Genomic DNA, 20,585 nt, shown 5'->3' with positions numbered 1-20,585 from the left:
GCCATGAGACAGGCGACCATCGGCCTTATCGGCGGCATGAGCTGGGAAAGCTCGTCCGAATATTACCGCATCATCAATCAGGAGATGAACCGTCGGCTCGGCGGCGCGCATTCGGCGCAATGCCTGATGTATTCCCTTGATTTCGAGGGGATCAAGCGGCTGCAGCACGAGGGTGATTGGGAAAGCCTCGCGGAAGGGATGAAGGAAGCGGCGGTGCGGCTGGAGCGCGGCGGGGCGGACTTCATCGTGCTGTGCACCAACACCATGCATCGCCTCGCCGATGCAATCTCATCGGCCGTGAACATACCACTGCTTCATATCGCAGATCCCACTGCCGACAGGATCAAGGCTGCAGGCTTTCAGCGTATCGCCCTCCTCGGCACCGCCTTCACCATGGAGCAGGAGTTCTACAAGGGTCGTCTGCGGCAGCATCATGGGCTCGACGTGATCGTCCCGGACGAAAGCGACCGGCGGATCGTGCACGAGATCATCTACAAGGAGCTCGTGTTGGGGCGGATCAAGCCGGAATCGCGTCAAGCCTATCGGGAGATCATCGCGCGTCTGGTCGAGCGCGACGCGCAGGCCGTAATTCTCGGATGCACCGAGATCATGCTGCTGGTCTCCGACGAGGACAGCCCCGTGCCGCTCTTCGACACGACGACGCTCCATGCGGTAGCGGCTGTCGATCGGGCCTTGACCGGATTGGCTGCGGCGCCGCAGCTCTAGAGGCCCGTTGCATCCTGAAGGCACTGCCGCTCCACCACGAAGCCTGCGCGCCGATAGACCTCCAACGCACAGGGATGGTCCCATTCATCCGTGTGCAGCCAGATGCGTTGCGGTGTCCGTTCTCGCCAGACGGCGTGCAACGCCGCGCGCAACAGGGCGGAGCCGAAGCCGCGGCCTTGCGCATGGGGAATCAATCCGAAATTCACGAGCTGCACATCAGGCAGGTGCGTGCTGTCGAACTCACAGAACCCGAGAGCGGTGCCGCTATCCTGTCGACGGGCGATGAAGATATCGCAATCTGAGCACTTGAGAAATCGGCTCAGGATGTCTCTATCCATCTTGAGACGCTGATCCCAGCGCCAGGGCTCCCCGACGGATCGATACAGCGAAAGGTAGCTCTCGATATTCAGCACCTCCCGCCTGATCGTCACATCCCTGGGCCCTTCTTCGGAAGCTGCGCATGGGGGTGCCCTCAGGCTCAGGTAACTGACCAGAAGGCGTGTCATGCGGTCACTCCGCCGCGACCTTCGTCGCGCGCCACTGCGTGAGCAATGCGCGCAAAGCCGCCGGCTTAAGCGGTTTGTTGAGCACGTGGATGTTCATGGCAGCCGCCGCATCGCGCACGACGGGTGTGCGGTCGGCGGTCACGAGAACGGCAGGGGTGTCCACCTGCGTTTTCCACCGCAGGGCCTTGATGAGCTCGAGGCCGTCCGTGTCGTCCAGGTGATAATCGGCGATGATCACTTCCGGCAGGGCCTTGTGCGTTCTCAGTGCCTGATGCGAGGTCTCGAGATCGGATGCCGTCCAGGTATCGCAGCCCCAGCCCGAGAGGAGCAGCCGCATGCCTTCGAGGATGGCCGGCTCGTTGTCGATGACGAGGACACGCAGGCCCGACAGCACCGTCGCGGCAGTCTTGGGCGGTTCGGGCGTCGCGGCGGTTGCCGGAAGAGCCGCCACCACCGGCACCTCGACCCGGAACACCGAGCCGCGTCCCACTTCCGAATTCAACGTGATCGGATGCTTGAGCACGCGGCCGATGCGCTCGACGATGGAGAGGCCGAGTCCGAGACCACGCGCGGCCTTCATGCCCTGATCGAGGCGCTGGAACTCGCGGAACACGATGCGCTGCTTCGAGGGCGGAATGCCGAGGCCGGTATCCCACACTTCCAGCACGAATTGACCACCGCGCCGGCGTCCGCCGACGATCACGCGGCCGGACGGCGTGTACTTGATCGCGTTGGAGATCAGATTCTGCAGCAGGCGCCGCATCAGGCGCCGGTCGGAGCGCACTGTCAGAGAAGAGGGGACGAAAGTCAGCTTCAGGCCCTTGTTGCGGGCGACGGGCTCGAACTCGCGCTGCAGCTGGCGGAACAGTTCATCGATGCGGAAGCTCGACCATTGCGGCTTCATGGCGCCCGTGTCCAGGCGCGAGATGTCGAGGATCGCGGTGAGGATTTCCTCCACGGCATCGAGCGAGGCGTCGATGTTTTCGGCAAGCGTCGAATCGCCCGCCTCACGGTCCCGCTCCACCAGTGAAACCGCATAGAGCCGCGCTGCGTTGAGCGGCTGGAGAATGTCGTGCGAGGCGGCGGCGAGAAAGCGGGTCTTGGAGATGTTCGCCTCGTCGGCCTCGCCCTTGGCGCTGCGCAGGGCTTCGTTGAGCCGTGTCAATTCCTCGGTTCGCTCGCGCACGCGCTGTTCCAGAGTCTCGTTCGCACGGCGGCTCGCCTCCTCGGCCAGAACGGTTTCGGTCACGTCCGTGTAAGTGGTCACGTGGCCGCCATCGGGCAGCAGGTTCGAGCGGATCTCAATGACCTTGCCGGACGGATAGAGCTTGAGGCGCACGGGCTCCACATCATGGCGGAAGGAGTGGAGGCGGGCGGCAACGAGTTCGTCGATCTTGCCCGGCCCGTACGATCCACGCGAGGCATTGTAGTGAACGATACGCTCCATGCTGATGCCCACGTGAACGAAGTTGGGCGGCATGTCGTAGAGATCGATGAAGGCCTGGTTCCAGGCGAGCACCCGAAGATCGCTGTCGAGCACGGTGATGCCCTGCTTGGCGTAGTTGAGCGCATGCTGGAGCAGGTCGCGGCTGTGCTGGATGGCCGCGGAGGCATCGTCGAGCAGCTTGAGGGCCGCTTCCGTGGAAACGGTGCGCCGCCGCAGAAGCAGCGACAGCGCGAGGCGCGACGATGCCGTGCCGATAGCGGAGGCCAGGAGGTGCTCCGCATAGCGCAGGAGATGGACATCGGCTTCGGCGCGCGGCTCCAGATTCTGTCCGCGGCTATGGGTGAAGCCTTCGAAGGAGCGGTTCGTTCGCTCCTCGCCGAGGTAGCGGGCGACGGTGGCGCGCAACTCGCCGACGGTGACGCTGGCACGGAACAGGCGGAAGCTCGGTGCCGCGGAGGCGGCCGCCTCGCCCAGAAAGACATTGGCCTGGATCTGCTCCATGGCCGTCACGGGCCGCCACAGGGAGAAGCCGATATAGCAGATGATGTTGAGCGTGAGACTCCAGACGACGCCATGGGTGAGCTGAGGCAGGTCTACGCCAAAGAGAGATGTGGGCCGGAGCGCCGTGATGCCGAAGGGGCCGGTGACGACCACGTCGGACCAGAACACGCCATCCCAGACGAGGCTCGGGAGGAGAAGCGTGTAGGCCCAGGTGAGGAACCCGACGACGAGCCCGACGCTGGCGCCAAACGCCGTGCCGCGTGACCAGATGAGCCCGCCGAGAAAGGCCGGCGCGACCTGCGCGATCGCCGCGAAGGACAAGAGGCCGATGGCTGCAAGCGCCGCTTCCCCGGAGGCGCGGTAATAGGCGTAGCCCAGGAGAATGACGAGAACGATGGAGATGCGCCGCACGCCGATCACGAAGCTGCCGGGATCGACGCCCGCAAAGGCGCGCCGCCGCAGGACGATGGGCATGACGAGATGGTTCGAGATCATCACCGCCACGGCGACGGAATCGACGATGACCATGGCAGTGGCGGCCGAAAAACCGCCGAGGAAGGCGAGTACCGCCACGGTGCCCGCCTTGTCGCTGAGCGGCAGCGCCAGCAGGGTCATGTCGCGGTCTATGGCGCCTTCTGGAAACGAGGCAATGCCTGCAAGCGCGATCGGGATCACAAAGAGATTGATCAGAATCAGATAGAGCGGAAACAGCCAGGCGGTGCGCTTCAGATCCGCGATGTCGTGGTTCTCGACCACCGTCACATGGAACTGGCGCGGCAGGAGAAGAGCCGCGCAGGTCGAGAGCAGGATGAGGGTGATGTAGCTGCCGAACCCTGAGGTTCGGCCCATCAGGTCCGCGCTGGTTCCCTGCGCATGGAGCCGCTGCACGATGGCATCGTAGCCATCGAACATCACGAAGGTGATGTAGACGCCGACGACCAGGAAGGCGATGAGCTTCACCACTGATTCGAGGGAAATCGCCAGAAGGAGCCCGTTCTGGTGCTCGGTCGCATCCGTGTGTCGGGTGCCGAAGGCCACGGCGAAGCCCGCCAGTACGAGGGCAACGACGAAGGCGAGATCGCCGATGAAGGGAAGCTGCGACGGAAATGCTTCGTTGGCGGCCCCTAGGAACACGTCGAGCGAGGACGAGACCGCTTTCAATTGCAGCGCGATATAGGGAATCGAGCCGACAAGCGCGATCAGGCTGACGAGGGCGGCGACGCGTTCACTCTTGCCGTAGCGAGCCGCGACAAAGTCGGCGATGGAGGAAATGTTCTGCATCTTCGCCACCCTGACGATCCGGGCAACGAGGGGATAGCCCAAGCCGATGACGAGGATCGGGCCGATATAGATGGCGAGGAAGTCGAAGCCGGAATGGCTGGCAAGCCCCACCGATCCGAAGAAGGTCCAGGACGTGCAATAGACGGCCAGCGCAAGGGACGCGATGGTAGACCGGGCCGGACCCTGAATGAAGCGCCGCCCTCCGGTGTCGCCCCAATGGGCCACGGTGAACAGGAAGCAGAGATAAACCAGCGCCGACAACACGACGGCCCAGGTGGCAACCATAGGCTTCAACCCTCGCAAGCAAATGTGAAACAGCTTTAGCCGGTTAGAGGCGTGAAAGCCATGGCAGGGGCGGTCACAGGCCCCGGTCCCATTCCGGTTCCGGCCCGAAACGCTCGGCTAGGAACGCCACGAAGGCGCGGACCTTGGCCGGAGCCTGCCGGCCCGAGGGCAGGACGGCATGGATCGCTGGTTCATAGGTCGGATAGCTGCTCAAGACCGGAACAAGGCTGCCGGCGCGCAGACTGTCGCCCAGGATGAAGGTCGGCTGGTAGATCAGCCCTTGGTCAGCGACGGCTGCTGCCAGCAGGGCATCACCGTTGTTCGCCCGCAGATTGCCCTGGACCGGGACAGCCATGCCGCCGTCGACGCCGAAGGCCCATCGGTCTGCCCCGATGGCGCTCGGCAGGGTATAGCCGAGGCAATTGTGTTGAGCGAGATCCTCCAGGGTTCGCGGCGTTCCGTGCTTCTTCAGATAAGCGGGAGAGGCGCAGACGGTGGTTCGGCAGACGGCGAGCCGCCGGGCCACGAGGCTCGAATCCTTCAGCCGCCCGATCCGGATTGCCAGATCCCATCCTTCTTCCATGAGATCGACATAGCGGTCGGCCAAGCCGAGATCGAACGAGACAGCGGGATAAAGTCGGCTGAACTCGGTGAGAGCCGGAACGACTTGCCGGAAGCCGAAGGTGAGGGGAACGTTGAGCCGCAGCGTTCCCCGTGGCTCGATGCGGTCGAGGCTCGTGGACGCTTCGGCCTCCTCGATCTCGGCAAGAATGCGTTCGCAGGCGGTGAGATAGTTCCGGCCACCCTCCGTCAGCACCAGCTTGCGCGTGGACCGGTGCAGCAGCTTGACGCCGAGCCGGTCTTCGAGGGCAGCCACATGCTTCGTCACCATCGTCTGGGACATATTGAGGGCCCGCGCCGCAGCCGAGAAACTGCCGAGCGTCGCAACGCGAACGAAGACCTGCATGCCGGTCACGCGGTCGAGCACTGAGGATATCTCATTCTCTGAGTGTGAAGTGATATTCCGGAGTAAGGATTATCATACTCTCAGTTTGAGATCATATGAAAGGGCCCTTTCAGGAGATCTCCCATGATTGATACCCGCACCGCTCCCTACGCCGCTCTGATCCTGCGCATCACGCTTGGGCTTCTGTTCCTTGCCCATGCGGGCCTCAAGGTCTTCGTGTTCACGCCGGCTGGCGCGGCCCAATTCTTCGGCAGCCTCGGCCTGCCTCCGGCCTTGGCCTACCTGACCATTGCGGCCGAAACAGCTGGTGGCATTGCCCTCATCGCCGGGTTCTTCACCCGTTGGGTCTCGCTGGCCCTGATCCCGATCCTGGTCGGTGCCATCGCATTCGTCCACGGTTCGGCCGGGTTCTTCTTCAACAATCCGAATGGCGGCTGGGAGTACCTGGCATTCTGGATCGCCGCTCTGGTGACGCAGGCCCTCCTGGGCGACGGCGCCATTGCGGTGCGGGCCGGATCGGCGAAGACTGCTCCGGCGTTGTCCACGCGTTCAGCCTAAGGTGCCCCCCATGGTCAAGCCCATTCCCCATGATGCCGCCGGAACAACGGCAGCACGCCCCATCGATCCCGGTGTCAGGATCGGCCATGTCCACCTGAAGGTGGCTGATCTCGAACGCTCGCTCGCCTTCTACTGCGGCGTGCTCGGCTTCGAGCTGATTCAGCGCTACGGCACTCAGGCCGCCTTCATCTCGGCAGGTGGCTACCATCACCACATCGGCCTGAATACCTGGGAGAGTAAGGGCGGCTCCCCGCCGCCTCCCGGCACCACGGGCCTCTATCATGTGGCGATCCTCTATCCGACGCGGGCGGCTCTCGCCGATGCGCTCTACCGGTTGGCCCAGGCTGGCATTCCCCTGCAGGGCGCGAGCGACCACGGAGTAAGCGAGGCGCTCTATCTGAGCGATCCCGACGGCAACGGCGTCGAACTCTATGTCGATCGGCCGCAGGACCAGTGGCCGAGGACGCCGGAGGGCGAACTCAAGATGGTCACCGAGCGCCTGGACCTGCAGGGTCTTCTGGCCAGTCGGGAAGCTTGACGAAATTCTCAAGTTGGGCAGCTTTAGCCTGGGGCAAGCAAAGAGGTCCGATCATGTGGAACGAGTTCAAGCAGTTCGCCCTGCGCGGTAACGTGGTCGATCTGGCCATCGGCATCATCATCGGTGTCGCCTTCGGCAGGATCGTGGATTCCCTCGTCGGCGATATTTTCATGCCCATCATTGGGGCCGTGACTGGCGGTCTCGACTTTTCAAACTACTTCACGGCCCTGTCCGGCAACGTCACGGCGACGGCACTTGAAGAGGCCAAGAAGCAGGGTGCTGTGCTCGGGTGGGGCAACTTCGTTACGGTCACCATCAACTTCATCATCATCGCCTGGATCCTCTTCCTCCTGGTCAAGGGCATGAACCGCCTGCGCCGCAGCGAGGATGCGAAGACCGGCACGGCCGACAAGCCGGCGGAAATCCCGGCCGACGTTAAGCTGCTGACGGAAATTCGCGACCTGATGAAGACCGGTCGCACCCTCTAATTCATCACCGGGTTCGATCGGACTCTTTGTCTTTTGTCATGAGACCTATTCGAGACTTGCCTTGAGAAGGTGAACAGGCCATGCCTGTTCGCCTGTCTTCGAGGAAATCCCCATGAACGTGCCCGTCTCGATCCCGTCCGTCCTCAACCTGCGCCCCGAGGCGGAGCAGGCTCCGACGAGCGGCATCGTCGACGTGTTCAGCTACGGTCGGCTGAAGCCCGGCATCATTCCGCTCTGGGTGGGCGAGGGCGACCTGCCGACGCCGTCCTTCATCTGCGAAGCGGCCGCTCAATCGCTGGCGAAGGGCGAGACCTTCTACACCTACCAGCGTGGTATCCCCGAACTGCGCCAAGCCATCGCGGGCTATCATGAACGGGTTTACGGCAAGGCCTTCGATCCGGAACGCTTCTTCGTCACCTCCGGCGGCATGCCCGCGATGCAGCTCGCCTTCCGCATGCTGGCGGGCAATGGCGACGAGGTGCTTGTCCCGACGCCGGCTTGGCCGAACTTCGCCGGCGCGATCACCATCACCGGCGCTCGCCCGGTTCCCGTGCCGATGACGATCGACGAAAAGGGCTGGCACCTCGATTTCGACCGGCTTGAGCAGGCGATCACGCCGCGCACCCGCGTCCTCGTCATCAACTCGCCCTCGAACCCCACCGGCTGGGTTGCGACCGGTGCGGATCTGCGCACCGCGCTCGATCTCGCACGGCGGCACGGGCTGTGGATCGTGGCGGATGAGATCTATGGCCGCTTCGTTCATGATCCGGAACTCACGGTTGACGGACGCACGCCCTCCTTCCGCGATGTGATGGAGCCGGAGGACAAGGTCATTTTCGTCCAGACCTTCTCCAAGAACTGGGCCATGACCGGCTGGCGTCTCGGCTGGCTGGAGGCGCCGCCGGCTTTGGGCCAGGTCATCGAGAATCTCGTGCAGTACCAGACCTCCGGGACGCCGGTCTTCATCCAGCGCGCCGGCGTCGCCGCCATCGAGCAGGGCGAGAGCTTCCTGGCCGATCAGATCGCCAAGGCCCGTTACGGTCGGGAGATCGTCGGACGGCTGGCAGAGACGGGTCTCGTGGAATTGCCGCCGCCGAGCGGCGCCTTCTATGCCTTCCTGAAGATCAAGGGCGCGACGAACGCCAAGGACATCGCCTTCCGGCTCATCGACGAGGCGAATGTCGGCCTTGCGCCGGGCTCCGCCTTCGGCGAGGCCGGCGAGGGCTACCTGCGCCTGTGCTATCTGCGCAGGCCGGAGGACGTGGAAGAGGCCGTCCGCCGTATCAGCGAAGCCCTGCCGAAGCTCGTGGCCTGAGCCGAAGCCCTTCTACGAAGGCGGGATCACACCCTTCTTCAGGATGAAGCAGCCGTAGAAGCGGCGCTCGCCGGTCGCCACGATGGCATAAGCCTTCTTTGCGCGCTCGTAGAACGCAAAGCGTTCGACCGAGCCCATGGGCCAGGTGTCGCGCCCGGCGTCGCGTTGGGCGACGGCATCGATCGCCGCCTGGGCCTCCTGTTGAATCGCCGGGAGTTCGTCAGGATTGCCGACGACCTCCATGCGCTCGGCGGGATATTCGACGAAGCTGTCGAGCGGCATCAGCGATAGGACGGCACGGATGGCCTGAGGCGAGCCGATATTGTCCGTGCGGATCAACCGGCCGTAGGTCGTCTGGCGCGCGATGGAATCGGCGGGAAAATTGGCATCGCAGATCACGAGATCGTCGCCATGGCCCATGGCTTGGAGCACATACAGCAGATCCGCATTGAGCGCCGGGTCGATTCCGTGTAGCACCGTTTCCTCCATGGCTTGGTTGATGGGGGCAATCTCAGCAGGCTTTTGAGCTCTCTGCAACGCTTCAGTCCGGCATGGCAGACCGTGACAGCATGCCTTGTGCGCACCAACGGCATTTGACGCGATGGTGAAGGACGTTCATGAGCAGAGCCGTGATGCGTCTCGTCCTCGCCCATCTCATTCAGATCCTGGTTGCCGCTCTCGGCGGGCTCGTCTTCCACTGGCTCGGCGTTCCGGCCGCTTGGCTGTCGGGTGCCGCCATCGCGGCCACCTTGTGGGGCCTCACCGGCTGGGCCGTTCCCCTGCCGAGGGCGCTTGCCGATGCCGCGATGCTGATCTCGGGCGCCGCCATGGGCGCAGCCGTCTCGCCGGCCGCCATTTCCGCCATGGGCCGTTATCCAGGCAGTCTCATCCTGCTGGTCATCGGCGTCGTGGCGATCTCGGCCGCTTCGACCGCCTGGCTCACCCGCATGTCTGGCTGGCGCAAGGCCGATGCGGTGCTGGCCTCCGTGCCCGGTGCCCTTTCGACTGTTCTGGCGGTGGCCGCCGACCGAAAAGCGGAGGTGGCCTCCATCGCCATCGTGCAGAACTTCCGTCTCTTCGTGCTGATCGCGCTCCTGCCGAGCCTCGTCGTGGTCACGGGAGGTGGAGGGAATGTCGGCGCTCTGATCGGCGAGGGGCTTCCTGTCGAGAGTCCGGAGGGCATGGCCTTCATTCTTCTGGGCGGACTCGCTCTAGGGAGGGTGTTCGGCCGGCTGAAAGTGGCCGCTCCGATCCTTCTCGGCGCCACCATCGTCAGTTCCGTCAGCCATGGCACGGAATGGGTGACGGGCGTCGTCCCTCCGGTGATCGCCACGGGCGGCCTCGTGCTGATCGGGCTTTTCATCGCCGAACGGTTCCGCAACGTCCAACGCTCAACCCTGCGGCGGGCGCTGGTGGCTGCTTTCGGATCCTTCACGGTCGGCATGGTGGTGGCCGCACTCTTCGCCGGTGCTGCGGCTTGGGTCGCAGGGGTCAGCTTCGCCAACGGACTTGTGGCTTTTGCCCCCGGCGGCCTCGAAGCCATGACCGTGCTGGCGCTGATCCTCGGGCTCGATCCGCTTTATGTGGGCATCCACCACCTTGTCCGCTTCCTGGGCATCGGTCTGGTTCTGCCGCTTCTCATCGGGTGGCTGCAACGACGCCGGCCGGAAGCCGCGGAATAGGCCTTTACGATCTCCCGCTCCGCAGCCGCTCGACAGCCTCCATGCGTGGCTTGGCGGTGTCCCACAGGTGTTTGGTAACGGCCGCGACGAGGGCCTCCGTCAGGAGCAGAAGACCGGCGGACGAGTCCCAGTTGGAAGGTGCCACGATGTGCGCCGGCAGCACGTGCCGGGCGACGCGGGCGATGGGTGAGAGCCAGGGATCGGTGAGAAGGACGACAGTCGCGCCCTGTTTCGCCGCCGTCTCGCACAAGGCCGTGACATCCTCCTGATAGCGGCGGATGTCGAAGGCGACGATCACGTCCTTGCGGCCGATCTCGATCAGCCGGTCGCGCCATAGGACGGGCTGGCCCTCGATGAAATCCACATGGCTGCGCACGATGCGGAAATGGCTCTCGGCATAGCGCGCCAGCGCCCCCGTGAAGCGCCCGCCGGTAAAATGGATATGCCGGCGCGGATCCGAGAGCAGTGCCACGACCGCCTCGAACTCGGCCGGGGCGATGTTCTCCACCGTCGCCCGTAAGTTCCCGATGACGGCTTCCGCAAAGGAAGCAAGCGCCGGCGCCCCCTGGCCCTTGTCGGAGGGGCTGGCCTTGGCGAGCGGCGACAGGAGCTGGGCTTCCAGTTCTTCGCGCAGATGCCTCTGGAAATCCGGAAAGCCGCCGAAGCCCAGCCGCGTGACGAATCGCAGGACTGACGGTGCGGAAATGCCGGCCCGGGAGGCGAACTCGGCCACCGTATCGAGCCCGGCGAAGGGATAATGGCTCAGGAGAAGGTGGGCGGCACGCTTCTCGCTGGGCGTGAAGGTATCCATCTCATGCCGGATGCGCTCGGCCAGGCTCGGGGGATCGGTGGGGGAGGGGCGATGGTCGTCACGCATACCGGATTGATTCACACCTCCTCCTTGACGCTTTTGAAAAGCTGTATCAGAAATTTCAGAACACGATAAAAATAAAAGAAACGTATCAAGCGTTCAAACGGGAACCGACCTGCCTTGAGGCAGGTCAATGGAGAGCCGCATGACGCAGGCGAGTCGGAAGCCGGGCGATCTGTCCTCTGCCGCAACGGCAGAGCAGCCGGTTGCCGCCGTGGGGAATCCGCAGGGCCGCTCGCCGATCCTTCTCATCTGCGAACATGCCTCCAACCGCCTTCCGGTGCGCTATGGCACCCTCGGGCTCGGGGCTGCCGAGCTGGAAAGCCACATTGCCTGGGACCCCGGGGCACTCGGCGTGGCGAAAGAACTCTCGCGCCTGCTCGATGCACCCCTGATCCATGCCACCGTTTCGCGCCTCGTGCTCGACCTCAACCGGGAGCCGTCCGCGCCGGACTCGATCTGGACGCTCAGCGAACGCACCACGATCCCGGGCAACGTCGATCTCGACGAGACGGAGCGGGCGATCCGCGTCCGCGAGGTGTACGATGCGTTTCACGGCACGGTCGACGCCTTCGCGAATGCCCGAAGGGCAGCAGGGCAGCTGACTGCAATCGTCTCCATCCATTCCTTCACACCGGTCTACCAGGATGTGCCGCGCCCTTGGCAGATCGGCCTGATCTTCAACCATGACGAGCGCTATGCGCGCAGCGTCGAGGCCGGATTGAAGCAGGATCCGGCGCTCGTCGTGGGCATGAATGAACCCTATTCGCCGGCGGATCGGGTGTTTCACACCCTCGAGCGCCACGCCGAGAGGCGCGGCCTTCCCCCGCTGATGATCGAAATCCGCAACGACCTGATCCGCACACAAGACGGACAGGCGTCGTGGGCCAACCGTCTGGCGCCGCTTTTGAGGGAGGGGGCACGGACGCTCTGATGACGGGCATGGCGCAGAATGTGCCGTGACCCGAAAGACAGAACTTCTTGGAGGATCAACTCGATGTCAGTCGGACAAGGAAGTACCGGGGTGCATGCCCCACCGGCGGGAGCGCAGGGCGCCGCCGGCATTACCTATACCACGGTGGATGAAAGCTATTTCGAGGCGCGGCGTCTCAAGCGTCATGCGCGCGTCTGGTCGCTCTGGGCGCTCGGTGTCGGGGCGGTGATTTCGGGCCATTATTCCGGCTGGAATTTGGGCCTCACGAACGGCTTCGGCGCGATGTTCTTCGCGACCATCATCATCGCGATCATGTATCTCGGCCTCACCTTCTCGCTCGCCGAGATGTCGCCGGCTCTGCCGCATACGGGCGGTGCCTATTCCTTCGCCCGCACCTCGATGGGGCCGTGGGCGGGATACATCACGGGCATCGCGGAGAACATCGAGTTCGTGCTCACGCCAGCCGTGATCGTGTTCTTCATCAGCTCGTACCTGTCGGCGATCTTCGATACGTCGCCGGCCTTCCAGCCGGTCTACTGGGTGCTGTGCTACGCGCTGTTTGTCGGGCTCAACATCATCGGCGTCGAGCTCTCGTTCAAGGTCACGGTGTCGGTGACGGTGGCGGCTCTCGCGGTGCTGGCCTTCTTCTACGTGTCGGTGCTGTTCTCCGGCCAGTTCGACTTCTCGCGCTGGGCGCTGAATATCGGCCCTGATGGTGCGGAGCTGCCGAACGGCGACGGCCCGTTCCTGCCCATGGGCGTGGGCAGCATTCTGGCCTCACTGCCCTTCGCAGTCTGGCTGTTCCTCGCCATCGAGCAGCTGCCGCTCGCGGCGGAGGAGTCCCATGATCCGCAGAAGGATATGCCCAAGGGTATCATCGCCGGTATCCTCACGCTGATTGCCTCCGCGTTCCTCGTGCTCTTCCTGAACACGGGCATCGCGCCGGGCGCGGCGGGCCTCGGGAAATCCGGCGAGCCGCTGCTCGACGGTTTCCGCACCCTGTTCGGCACGGATATCGCAAAGATCCTGGCGGCCGTCGCGGTGATCGGACTGATCGCTTCATTCCACACCATCATCTTCGCCTTCGGGCGGCAGATCTACTCGCTCTCGCGGGCAGGCTACTTCCCGAGCTTCCTGTCGGTCACGCACGGAGAGCGCAAGACTCCACACATGGCACTGATCGCAGGCGCTGTGCTCGGACTCCTGGTGATGCTGATCATCTGGTTCGCACGCGGCGCCGAGGCCGGTGCCACCGTCATCGGCGGCACGCTGCTCAACATGGCGGTCGCCGGCGCGATGCTGGCCTACTTCATGCAGGGCATGTCTTATATCGTGCTCAAGAAGAAGTTTCCGAACCTGCACCGGCCCTATACGAGCCCCTTCGGCGTTGCGGGTGCGGTGATCTGCATGGCGATCGCGGCGGTGACGCTCTACTTCCAGCTCACGGACTCGGTCTTCCAGACCGCCGTCATCGGCGTCGCCATCTACTATGCGGTGATGATGGCCTACTTCCTGCTCATCGGGCGCCATAAGCTCATTCTTTCGCCGGAGGAGGAGTTTGCGCTCACGAAGGGTGAGAGCGAGTACAAGTCCCATTGATGCCAACCGGGAGCGCGCAACTGCGCGCTCCTCTTTTCCTCTTCGGTCAAGGTTTTTCGTATGGACGCTCCCAAGATCAAGAATGCCGCCGAGGCTGCGGAATATGTGCGCAGCCGCGACCTTCCTTTCGTGAAAGTCGGCGTGACCGATGCCGACGGCATCATGCGCGGCAAATACATGGCCCGCGACAAATTCGAATCCGCGCTCGAGAAGGGTTTCGGCTTCTGCGACGTGGTGCTGGGTTGGGACTCCAACGATCAGCTGTATGACAACACAAAGCTCACGGGCTGGCACACGGCCTATCCGGATGCCGCGGTACGGGTGCTGCCGGAGACCATGCGCCTCATTCCGTTCGAGAACGATCTTCCGTTTTTCCTCGCCGAGTTCGAAGGCTACGCGGAGGCGGCCTGTCCGCGCGGCGTGCTGCGTCGTGTACTGAAGAAGGCGGAGGATATGGGCTTTGCCGTGTCGGCGGCGGCCGAGTTCGAGTTCTTCCTGTTCGAAGAAACACCACATTCCGTGCGCGAGAAGAACTATCGTGACCTGAAGAACATCACGCCGGGCTTCTTCGGCTACTCGGTGCTGCGCTCCGGCGTTCATGCGGATTTCTACCACGAGCTCCTCGACCTCGCGAACAAGATGGATTTCGAGATCGAAGGCCTGCATACCGAGACCGGGCCCGGCGTTCTGGAAGCGGCGATCCGCGTCGACGACGCGTTGAAGGCCGCCGACAAGGCGGCCCTGTTCAAGACATACACCAAGATTCTCGCGCAGCGGCGCGGCTGGATGGCGACCTTCATGGCGAAGTGGTCGCGTGACTGGCCCGGCCAATCCGGCCATCTGCACACCTCTTTACGCGATATCAGCAGCGGCAAGGGCGCGTTCTACGACGCACAGGCTAAGCACAACATGTCAGAGACGATGCGTTGGTTCGTCGGCGGTCAGCAGAAGCTGATGCCGGAACTGCTCGCCATGGTCGCCTGCACGGTGAACAGCTACACGCGACTGATCCCTGGCTTCTGGGCGCCGACCGATTCCGCCTGGGGTGTCGAGAACCGCACCACGGCCCTGCGCGTCATTCCCGGTTCCGAAAAGTCGCAGCGCGTAGAGTACCGGGTCGCTGCCGCCGACATCAACCCGTATATCGCGCTCGCCGCCGCCATCGGCTCCGGCCTCTGGGGCATCGAGAACCGGATCGATCCGGGTGAGCCCATCGAAGGCAATGCCTATGCGGTCGAGCATCCCGGGGAGCGGGCTCTGCCGCGCTCCCTCGGCGAGGCCGCCGAGCGTCTGAAGGGCTCCAAGGCGGCACGTGAACTCTTCGGCGACACTTTCGTCGAGCATTACGCTGCCACGCGCGAATGGGAGGAGCGTGAGGCCCGCAAGGCCATCACCGACTGGCAGCTCGCCCGTTACTTCGAGATCATCTAAAAGACCCGTCCAGACCCAAAGCACAGGAGAGGACCATGATTCTCTGGGATCATGGTCTTTCAGACATAACATCATGGCCGATACCGATATCGTCTGCATTTCCCCCATCGACGGACGCGAGCTCGTCCGCCGACCGATCATGTCCGAGGCTGCCATCGATGCCGCCGTTGCCTCGGCGCGCGAAGCACAAAAGACCTGGCGCAAGACCTCCTTGGCCGAACGAGCGCAAAGGGTCTCCGCCTTCCTGGATGCGCTGCTTGCCATGAACCAGGAGGTGGTGCCCGAAATCGCCCTGCAGATGGGCCGCCCGGTGCGCTATGGCGGCGAGTTCCGCGGGGTCGAGGAGCGCGCGCGCTACATGATCGGGATTGCGGAGAAGAGCCTGCAGCCCATCCCTGCCGACGACGAGAAGCCGGGCTTTAGCCGCATGATCAAGCGCGAGCCCGTGGGGCTCGTGCTGGTTATTGCACCCTGGAACTATCCCTATCTCACCGCCATCAACACCATCGTGCCGGCGCTCATGGCCGGCAATGCGGTGCTCTTGAAGCATGCCTCCCAGACGGTGCTCGCCGGCGAGCGCTTTCAGATGGCAATGGATCGAGCGGGGATGCCGAAGGGCCTGTTCCAGAATCTGCACCTGAGTCACGACCAGACGAGCCGCATCCTGGGCTCAGGCCTCGTCGATCACTGCAATTTCACCGGCTCCGTCTCCGGCGGCCGTGCTATCGAGCGGGCAGCGGCAGGCACTTTCACCTCGCTCGGCCTCGAACTTGGCGGCAAAGACCCAGCCTATGTGCGCGAGGATGCCAATATCGATCACGCCATCGAGAACCTCGTGGATGGCGCGTTCTTCAACTCGGGCCAGTGCTGTTGCGGCATTGAGCGGATCTATGTGCACGAGAAGCATTACGACCGTTTCGTCGAGGGTGCGGTCAATCTCGTGAACACATACGTGCTCGGCAACCCGCTCGACGAGACCACGACGCTTGGTCCGATGGCGCACAAGCGCTTCGCCGATCTGGTGCGTCAGCAGAACGCGGAAGCAGTGGCGAAGGGCGCGAAGGCGCATATCGATCCCAGGCGCTTTGCCGCGGATGTGGGCAACTCCACCTATCTGGCGCCGCAGGTGCTGACCAACGTGGATCACGCCATGAGCGTGATGCGCGAGGAGAGCTTCGGCCCGACGGTCGGTATCATGAAGGTGAATGGCGACGAGGAGGCGATCCGCCTCATGAATGACTCGCCCTACGGCCTCTCCGCCGCCATCTGGACATCGGATGTCGATGCCGCCGAGGCCATCGGCGAGGAGCTGGAGACCGGCACCGTCTTCATGAACCGCTGCGACTATCTCGATCCCGCGCTCGCCTGGACAGGTGTGAAGGATACCGGCCGTGGCGCAAGCCTGTCGCGGCTTGCCTACGAGTCGCTCACCCGTCCGAAATCCTACCATCTCCGTCAGATCTGATTGCACCCATCATGACCCAATCTCCCCGCTCCAACTGGAATTACCCCACCGCCATTCGCTTCGGCGCAGGCCGCATCGCGGAACTGGCCGAGGCCTGCAAGACCGTCGGTATGTCGGCACCGCTCATCGTCACCGATCCGTTTCTGGCGACTCAGCCCATGACCAAGGCGGCGCTGGATCAACTGACGAGCGCCGGCTTGAGGGGTGCGATCTTCTCGGACATCAAGCCGAACCCGGTCGAGACGAATGTCTACAAGGGTCTTGAGGCCCTGAAGGCCGGCAGCCACGACGGCGTCGTCGCCTTCGGCGGCGGATCGGCACTCGATGCCGGCAAGGTCATCGCCTTCATGGCGGGTCAGACCCGTCCCATGTGGGATTTCGAGGATATCGGCGACTGGTGGACCCGTGCGGACCCTAAAGGCATTCTCCCGATCATCGCCGTGCCGACGACGGCGGGCACAGGCTCGGAAGTCGGTCGCGCCGGCGTGATCACGCAGGAAGCGACGCATACCAAGAAGGTGATCTTCCACCCGCTGATGATGCCGAAGATCGTGATCTGCGATGCGGAGCTCACGGTGGGCATGCCGCCGCACATCACGGCGGGCACGGGTCTCGATGCGCTCGCGCATTGCATCGAGGCTTATTGTGCGCCGGGCTATCACCCGATGGCGGACGGCATTGCGGTCGAGGGTATCCGCCTTGTGAGAGAATACCTGCCGCGGGCGTACAAGGACGGCAGGGACATCGAGGCTCGTGCGCAGATGATGTCGGCTGCCGCCATGGGCGCCACCGCGTTCCAGAAGGGGCTCGGTGCGATCCACGCCCTCTCGCATCCGACCGGCGCGATCTACGACACCCACCACGGCCTGACCAATGCGGTCTTCATGCCTTATGTGCTGGTCTACAACCGAAAGGCCATCGAGACCCGCATCGAGCGGCTCGCCGCCTATATCGGCCTAGAGCCTTCGTTCCAGGCCTTCCTCGATTGGGTGCTGCAGCTGCGTAAGGATCTTGGCGTACCGCACACCCTGGAAGGCCTGAAGGTCGATGCGTCTCGGTTCGACGAAATGTCCGAGATGGCGCCCGCCGATCCCACCGCCAGCGGCAATCCGGTGCCGATCACCAAGGAGACCGCCCGCAGGCTCTTCGAGGATGCCCTGGCGGGACGTCTGTGATCCACTGATCGTGAATGGCAAAGGCACCGCTGATCCCCGCAGCGGTGCCTTTGTCGTGAGTGTGCCTGTTCGTTAAGCGGCAGCCTTCAGGGGGCTCTTGCGCTCGGCCCGGAGCGACTTGAGTGCTTCCGTCCAGCGGGAGAGTTCGTCGAGCATCGTGGCAGCCGAGGCCTTGTAGATGTCAGGGGCGTTGAGATTGCCGGCCTCGTCCAGGTTCTGGAACACCATCGGCATGGGCACGCCTTCCGGAATCGGCATCATCTTCAGGGTCGTGACGATCTGCTTCGCCACCTGAACCGAGCGGAGGCCGCCCGAAATGCCACCATAGCTCACGAAACCGGCGGGAGCGTAGTTCCATTCGCGAGACAGGTAATTGAGCGCGTTCACGAGAGCAGGAGGCGGGGCGTAGTTGTATTCCGGCGTCACGAACACGAAGGCGTCGGCTGAGCCCACGCTCGCGGCCCAGGCTTTCGTGTGAGTGTGCTGATAGTTCTGCTTCATCGGGTGTTCGGGCTCATTGAAGACCGGCAGGTTGAACTCCGCCAGATCGACCAGAACAGGTTCGAACTTGCCATGCTCGGCCGTGTAGTCGCTGAACCACTGGGCGATGCTGGGGCCGATCCGGCCGGGACGGGTGCTGGCGATGATGATGTGAAGCTTGGGCTTCATGAGACATCCTTAATTTGCATTCGAGGGCCGGAACCCTTAAGTTCCGTTTTGTAACCAGGGCTCATTAAGTAACTTCCTGAGCGCCGCGCAAGGAGGCACTTTCATGTCACCCAGTCACATCCATGTTCCCACCGACTGCCGGACGGTGACGGAGATCCTGTCGCGCGTCGGCGACAAGTGGAGCGTGCAAGTCGTCGTCCAGATGGGCGAAGGGCCCAAGAGATTCAATGAGTTACGCCGATCCGTGACCGGAATCTCGCAGCGCATGCTGACCCTGACGCTGCGCGGGCTGGAACGAGACGGGCTCGTCACGCGCACCGTCTACCCGACTATTCCTCCCCGGGTAGATTACCAGCTCACAGGGCTGGGTTGCTCCCTGCTCAAGACGGTGAGGGGCTTAGGCGAGTGGGCGATCCAGAATCGGGACGAGATTTTGGCGGCACGACGTCGCTTCGATGAAGGCGGCACCGGCTCCGCACTTCGGCAGTCTGACGCCGCTTGAGAGGCTTTAGGACGTAGCCCTGTGCTCCAGGATCTCCCAGAGGGCCCGGTCGTGGAAGGTCACGATAGCCCCGTCGGCGCCGATCTCCCTCATCTCGTCTCCGGTCAATCCGGTCAGAACGCCAAAGGAGAACAGGCCGGCGGCTTTGGCGGCCCTCATGCCCGAGGGAGAATCCTCGAAGGCGATGGCCTCGTCCGCCTGGATGCCGAGGCGCTCCAGGGCTGTCAGGTAGGGCATGGGATCGGGCTTGCCGCGCTCGACCTGTTCGATGGTGACCTTGACCTCGAAACGGTCAATGATGCCCAGAATGTCGAGAATATGGGTCGCATTTAGGACAGGAGCATTCGTCACGAGGGCAATCCTGACGCCGTGGCAATCTGCCCAATCAAGCAACTCGACCAAGCCTTCCAGCGGCCTGAGCTCTCGCGCCAAGCGACGGAAGGCGGCTTCCTTACGTTCGGCATAGGCTTCATGCTCCTCGACCGGCAGGTGGGGCAGGAGGGAGGCAAATATCGCCTCGTTGGTGTGGCCGATGATCGAGCTGCGATAGAGATCATCGTCGATAGTAACCCCTTCCGGCTCCAGGATTTCCGCAAAAGCCTTGAGGTGAACAGGGTCGCTATGCACCAATGTTCCATCCATATCGAAGATCAGGGCTTTGAGCATCAGGACGTCTCTCAACAATGTCGGGTCTCGAGGCGAGGAAATAGACCGCTTCGCCCTGGAAGGCACCCCGTTGGAATTGCAACCCTGCTCTATAGATAATCGAGGAACTGATAAACCATATAAAGCGTGATCCCACCGATGGTTCGCATCCCTTCGCGCCTGTCCGACGAGATATCCCGATGCGGGTAATCGACAGGCTTAGGCTTCTTTATGAAGGCGATACGCGGGAAGCGCATCACTTTCGTTACGCTCTTCTGGTCTTCGACGTGACGACGATCCTTTTCATCGTCGTCACGTCCTTCCTGCCGCGCTCACCGGCTTTCGAGTGGATGGACGTGATCATCGGCTTGATCGTTCTGGCGGACTTCTCGGCTCGCCTTGCGATCAGCCGAACGCCATGGCGGGATCTGGCTCACCCAACGACGCTGGCGGATGTTGCGGCCATCGTGTCCTTTCTCGCCCCGGTCGTGGGAGAGGGCATCGGTTTCCTCAGGATCCTGCGGACACTGCGCCTGCTGCGCACCTATCAGCTGCTCGTCCGCCTGCGGGCCGACAGTGTGTTTTTCCGGCGCAACGAGGATCTGATTATCGCTGCCGTCAATCTCGGCGTCTTCATCTTCATCATGACCGGCTTCGTCTACGAGACGCAGCGCTGGACGAACACGAAGATCGGCAACTACATCGACGCGCTGTACTTCACCATCGCAGCGCTCACCACGACCGGTTTCGGCGATATCACGCTGACCGGGACGCTGGGGCATCTGATCTCGGTCGTAATCATGATCTTCGGCGTCACGCTCTTCCTGCGTCTCGTGCAGGTGCTGCTGAGACCCGATAAGGTGCGCTTTCCCTGTCCGGTCTGCGCCCTGCAGCGGCACGACCGCGATGCTGTGCATTGCAAGGCCTGCGGCACGGTCCTCAATATTCCGGACGAAGGGGCGATCTGAAGGCGTCAGAGACCTTTGCACTTGCGTAGAAA

20 protein-coding genes are annotated in these 20,585 nt (G+C 63.3%); 13 read left to right on the top strand and 7 right to left on the bottom strand.

Annotation, left to right across the window (positions count from 1 at the left end; translation table 11 throughout):
• The first annotated feature begins 3 nt into the window (after nt 1–3).
• The gene (locus tag KHP60_RS13885) at nt 4–726 is read left to right on the top strand and encodes an aspartate/glutamate racemase family protein (protein ID WP_213564913.1); all 723 of its coding nucleotides are present in this window, start codon (nt 4–6) and stop codon (nt 724–726) included.
• On the opposite strand, the gene KHP60_RS13880 is transcribed toward KHP60_RS13885, so the two are convergent.
• The 3 genes from KHP60_RS13880 to KHP60_RS13870 form a co-directional block, all read right to left on the bottom strand.
• Nucleotides 723–1,232, bottom strand: a complete 510-nt coding sequence (locus KHP60_RS13880; RefSeq protein ID WP_213564912.1) for an N-acetyltransferase — start codon at nt 1,230–1,232, stop codon at nt 723–725. The two genes, KHP60_RS13885 and KHP60_RS13880, sit on opposite strands and share 4 nt — an antisense overlap.
• 4 nt (nt 1,233–1,236) lie before the next feature.
• A complete protein-coding gene (locus tag KHP60_RS13875) occupies nt 1,237–4,746 on the bottom strand; it encodes a PAS domain-containing hybrid sensor histidine kinase/response regulator (protein ID WP_213564911.1) in 3,510 nt (1,169 codons plus the stop codon).
• 73 nt (nt 4,747–4,819) lie between these two features.
• Nucleotides 4,820–5,734, bottom strand: coding sequence for a LysR family transcriptional regulator (locus KHP60_RS13870; protein ID WP_213564910.1), 915 nt, complete (start codon nt 5,732–5,734; stop codon nt 4,820–4,822).
• A 102-nt stretch (nt 5,735–5,836) separates the two neighbouring features.
• Between KHP60_RS13870 and KHP60_RS13865 the strand changes: the two genes are divergently transcribed.
• The 4 genes from KHP60_RS13865 (at nt 5,837) to KHP60_RS13850 (ending at nt 8,612) form a co-directional block, all read left to right on the top strand.
• Entirely contained in the window at nt 5,837–6,271 is a 435-nt protein-coding gene (locus KHP60_RS13865; RefSeq protein WP_213564909.1) for a DoxX family protein, read from the top strand.
• Nucleotides 6,272–6,281: 10 nt separating this feature from the next.
• The gene (locus KHP60_RS13860) at nt 6,282–6,809 is read left to right on the top strand and encodes a VOC family protein (RefSeq protein ID WP_213564908.1); all 528 of its coding nucleotides are present in this window, start codon (nt 6,282–6,284) and stop codon (nt 6,807–6,809) included.
• 53 nt (nt 6,810–6,862) lie between these two features.
• Nucleotides 6,863–7,297: a large conductance mechanosensitive channel protein MscL gene (mscL, locus tag KHP60_RS13855; protein WP_213564907.1), complete on the top strand. Its 435-nt coding sequence runs from the start codon at nt 6,863–6,865 to the stop codon at nt 7,295–7,297.
• 112 nt (nt 7,298–7,409) lie between these two features.
• Nucleotides 7,410–8,612: a pyridoxal phosphate-dependent aminotransferase gene (locus KHP60_RS13850; RefSeq protein WP_213564906.1), complete on the top strand. Its 1,203-nt coding sequence runs from the start codon at nt 7,410–7,412 to the stop codon at nt 8,610–8,612.
• A 12-nt stretch (nt 8,613–8,624) separates the two neighbouring features.
• Here KHP60_RS13850 and KHP60_RS13845 read toward each other — a convergent pair whose 3' ends face one another.
• A complete protein-coding gene (locus KHP60_RS13845) occupies nt 8,625–9,089 on the bottom strand; it encodes an RbsD/FucU family protein (protein WP_213564905.1) in 465 nt (154 codons plus the stop codon).
• Between the two features lie 140 nt (nt 9,090–9,229).
• Here KHP60_RS13845 and KHP60_RS13840 point away from each other — a divergent pair, with 140 nt between their 5' ends.
• Complete coding sequence (locus tag KHP60_RS13840) at nt 9,230–10,294, top strand: AbrB family transcriptional regulator (RefSeq protein WP_249688772.1); 1,065 nt, start codon at nt 9,230–9,232, stop codon at nt 10,292–10,294.
• Nucleotides 10,295–10,298: 4 nt separating this feature from the next.
• Here KHP60_RS13840 and KHP60_RS13835 read toward each other — a convergent pair whose 3' ends face one another.
• Nucleotides 10,299–11,186, bottom strand: a complete 888-nt coding sequence (locus KHP60_RS13835) for a MurR/RpiR family transcriptional regulator (protein WP_311925034.1) — start codon at nt 11,184–11,186, stop codon at nt 10,299–10,301.
• A gap of 124 nt (nt 11,187–11,310) precedes the next feature.
• Here KHP60_RS13835 and KHP60_RS13830 point away from each other — a divergent pair, with 124 nt between their 5' ends.
• From KHP60_RS13830 to KHP60_RS13810, 5 genes are all read left to right on the top strand, one after another.
• Nucleotides 11,311–12,099 carry an N-formylglutamate amidohydrolase gene (locus tag KHP60_RS13830; RefSeq protein WP_213564904.1) on the top strand — a complete coding sequence of 263 codons (789 nt, stop codon included), beginning with the start codon at nt 11,311–11,313 and terminating at the stop codon, nt 12,097–12,099.
• Nucleotides 12,100–12,162: 63 nt separating this feature from the next.
• Nucleotides 12,163–13,698, top strand: a complete 1,536-nt coding sequence (locus KHP60_RS13825; protein WP_213564903.1) for an amino acid permease — start codon at nt 12,163–12,165, stop codon at nt 13,696–13,698.
• Nucleotides 13,699–13,758: 60 nt separating this feature from the next.
• The gene (locus KHP60_RS13820; protein WP_213564902.1) at nt 13,759–15,129 is read left to right on the top strand and encodes a glutamine synthetase family protein; all 1,371 of its coding nucleotides are present in this window, start codon (nt 13,759–13,761) and stop codon (nt 15,127–15,129) included.
• A 73-nt stretch (nt 15,130–15,202) separates the two neighbouring features.
• The gene (locus KHP60_RS13815; protein ID WP_213564901.1) at nt 15,203–16,594 is read left to right on the top strand and encodes an aldehyde dehydrogenase family protein; all 1,392 of its coding nucleotides are present in this window, start codon (nt 15,203–15,205) and stop codon (nt 16,592–16,594) included.
• Nucleotides 16,595–16,605: 11 nt separating this feature from the next.
• Nucleotides 16,606–17,769, top strand: coding sequence for an iron-containing alcohol dehydrogenase (locus KHP60_RS13810; protein WP_213564900.1), 1,164 nt, complete (start codon nt 16,606–16,608; stop codon nt 17,767–17,769).
• Between the two features lie 72 nt (nt 17,770–17,841).
• Here the strand turns inward: KHP60_RS13810 and KHP60_RS13805 are convergent, their stop codons facing one another.
• On the bottom strand, nt 17,842–18,438 hold the full coding sequence (locus KHP60_RS13805) for an NADPH-dependent FMN reductase (RefSeq protein WP_213564899.1): 597 nt from the start codon (nt 18,436–18,438) through the stop codon (nt 17,842–17,844).
• Between the two features lie 103 nt (nt 18,439–18,541).
• On the opposite strand from KHP60_RS13805, the gene KHP60_RS13800 reads away from it, so the two are divergent.
• The gene (locus KHP60_RS13800; protein ID WP_213564898.1) at nt 18,542–18,940 is read left to right on the top strand and encodes a helix-turn-helix domain-containing protein; all 399 of its coding nucleotides are present in this window, start codon (nt 18,542–18,544) and stop codon (nt 18,938–18,940) included.
• 6 nt (nt 18,941–18,946) lie between these two features.
• Here KHP60_RS13800 and KHP60_RS13795 read toward each other — a convergent pair whose 3' ends face one another.
• The gene (locus KHP60_RS13795; protein WP_213564897.1) at nt 18,947–19,606 is read right to left on the bottom strand and encodes an HAD family phosphatase; all 660 of its coding nucleotides are present in this window, start codon (nt 19,604–19,606) and stop codon (nt 18,947–18,949) included.
• 179 nt (nt 19,607–19,785) lie between these two features.
• Between KHP60_RS13795 and KHP60_RS13790 the strand changes: the two genes are divergently transcribed.
• On the top strand, nt 19,786–20,553 hold the full coding sequence (locus tag KHP60_RS13790) for a potassium channel family protein (RefSeq protein WP_213564896.1): 768 nt from the start codon (nt 19,786–19,788) through the stop codon (nt 20,551–20,553).
• Nucleotides 20,554–20,585: the final 32 nt, after the last annotated feature.

Origin of the sequence: Microvirga sp. 3-52 (assembly GCF_018383585.1) — a bacterium.
GTDB lineage: Bacteria > Pseudomonadota > Alphaproteobacteria > Rhizobiales > Beijerinckiaceae > Microvirga.
This window is presented reverse-complemented; position numbering and strand designations above follow the sequence as displayed.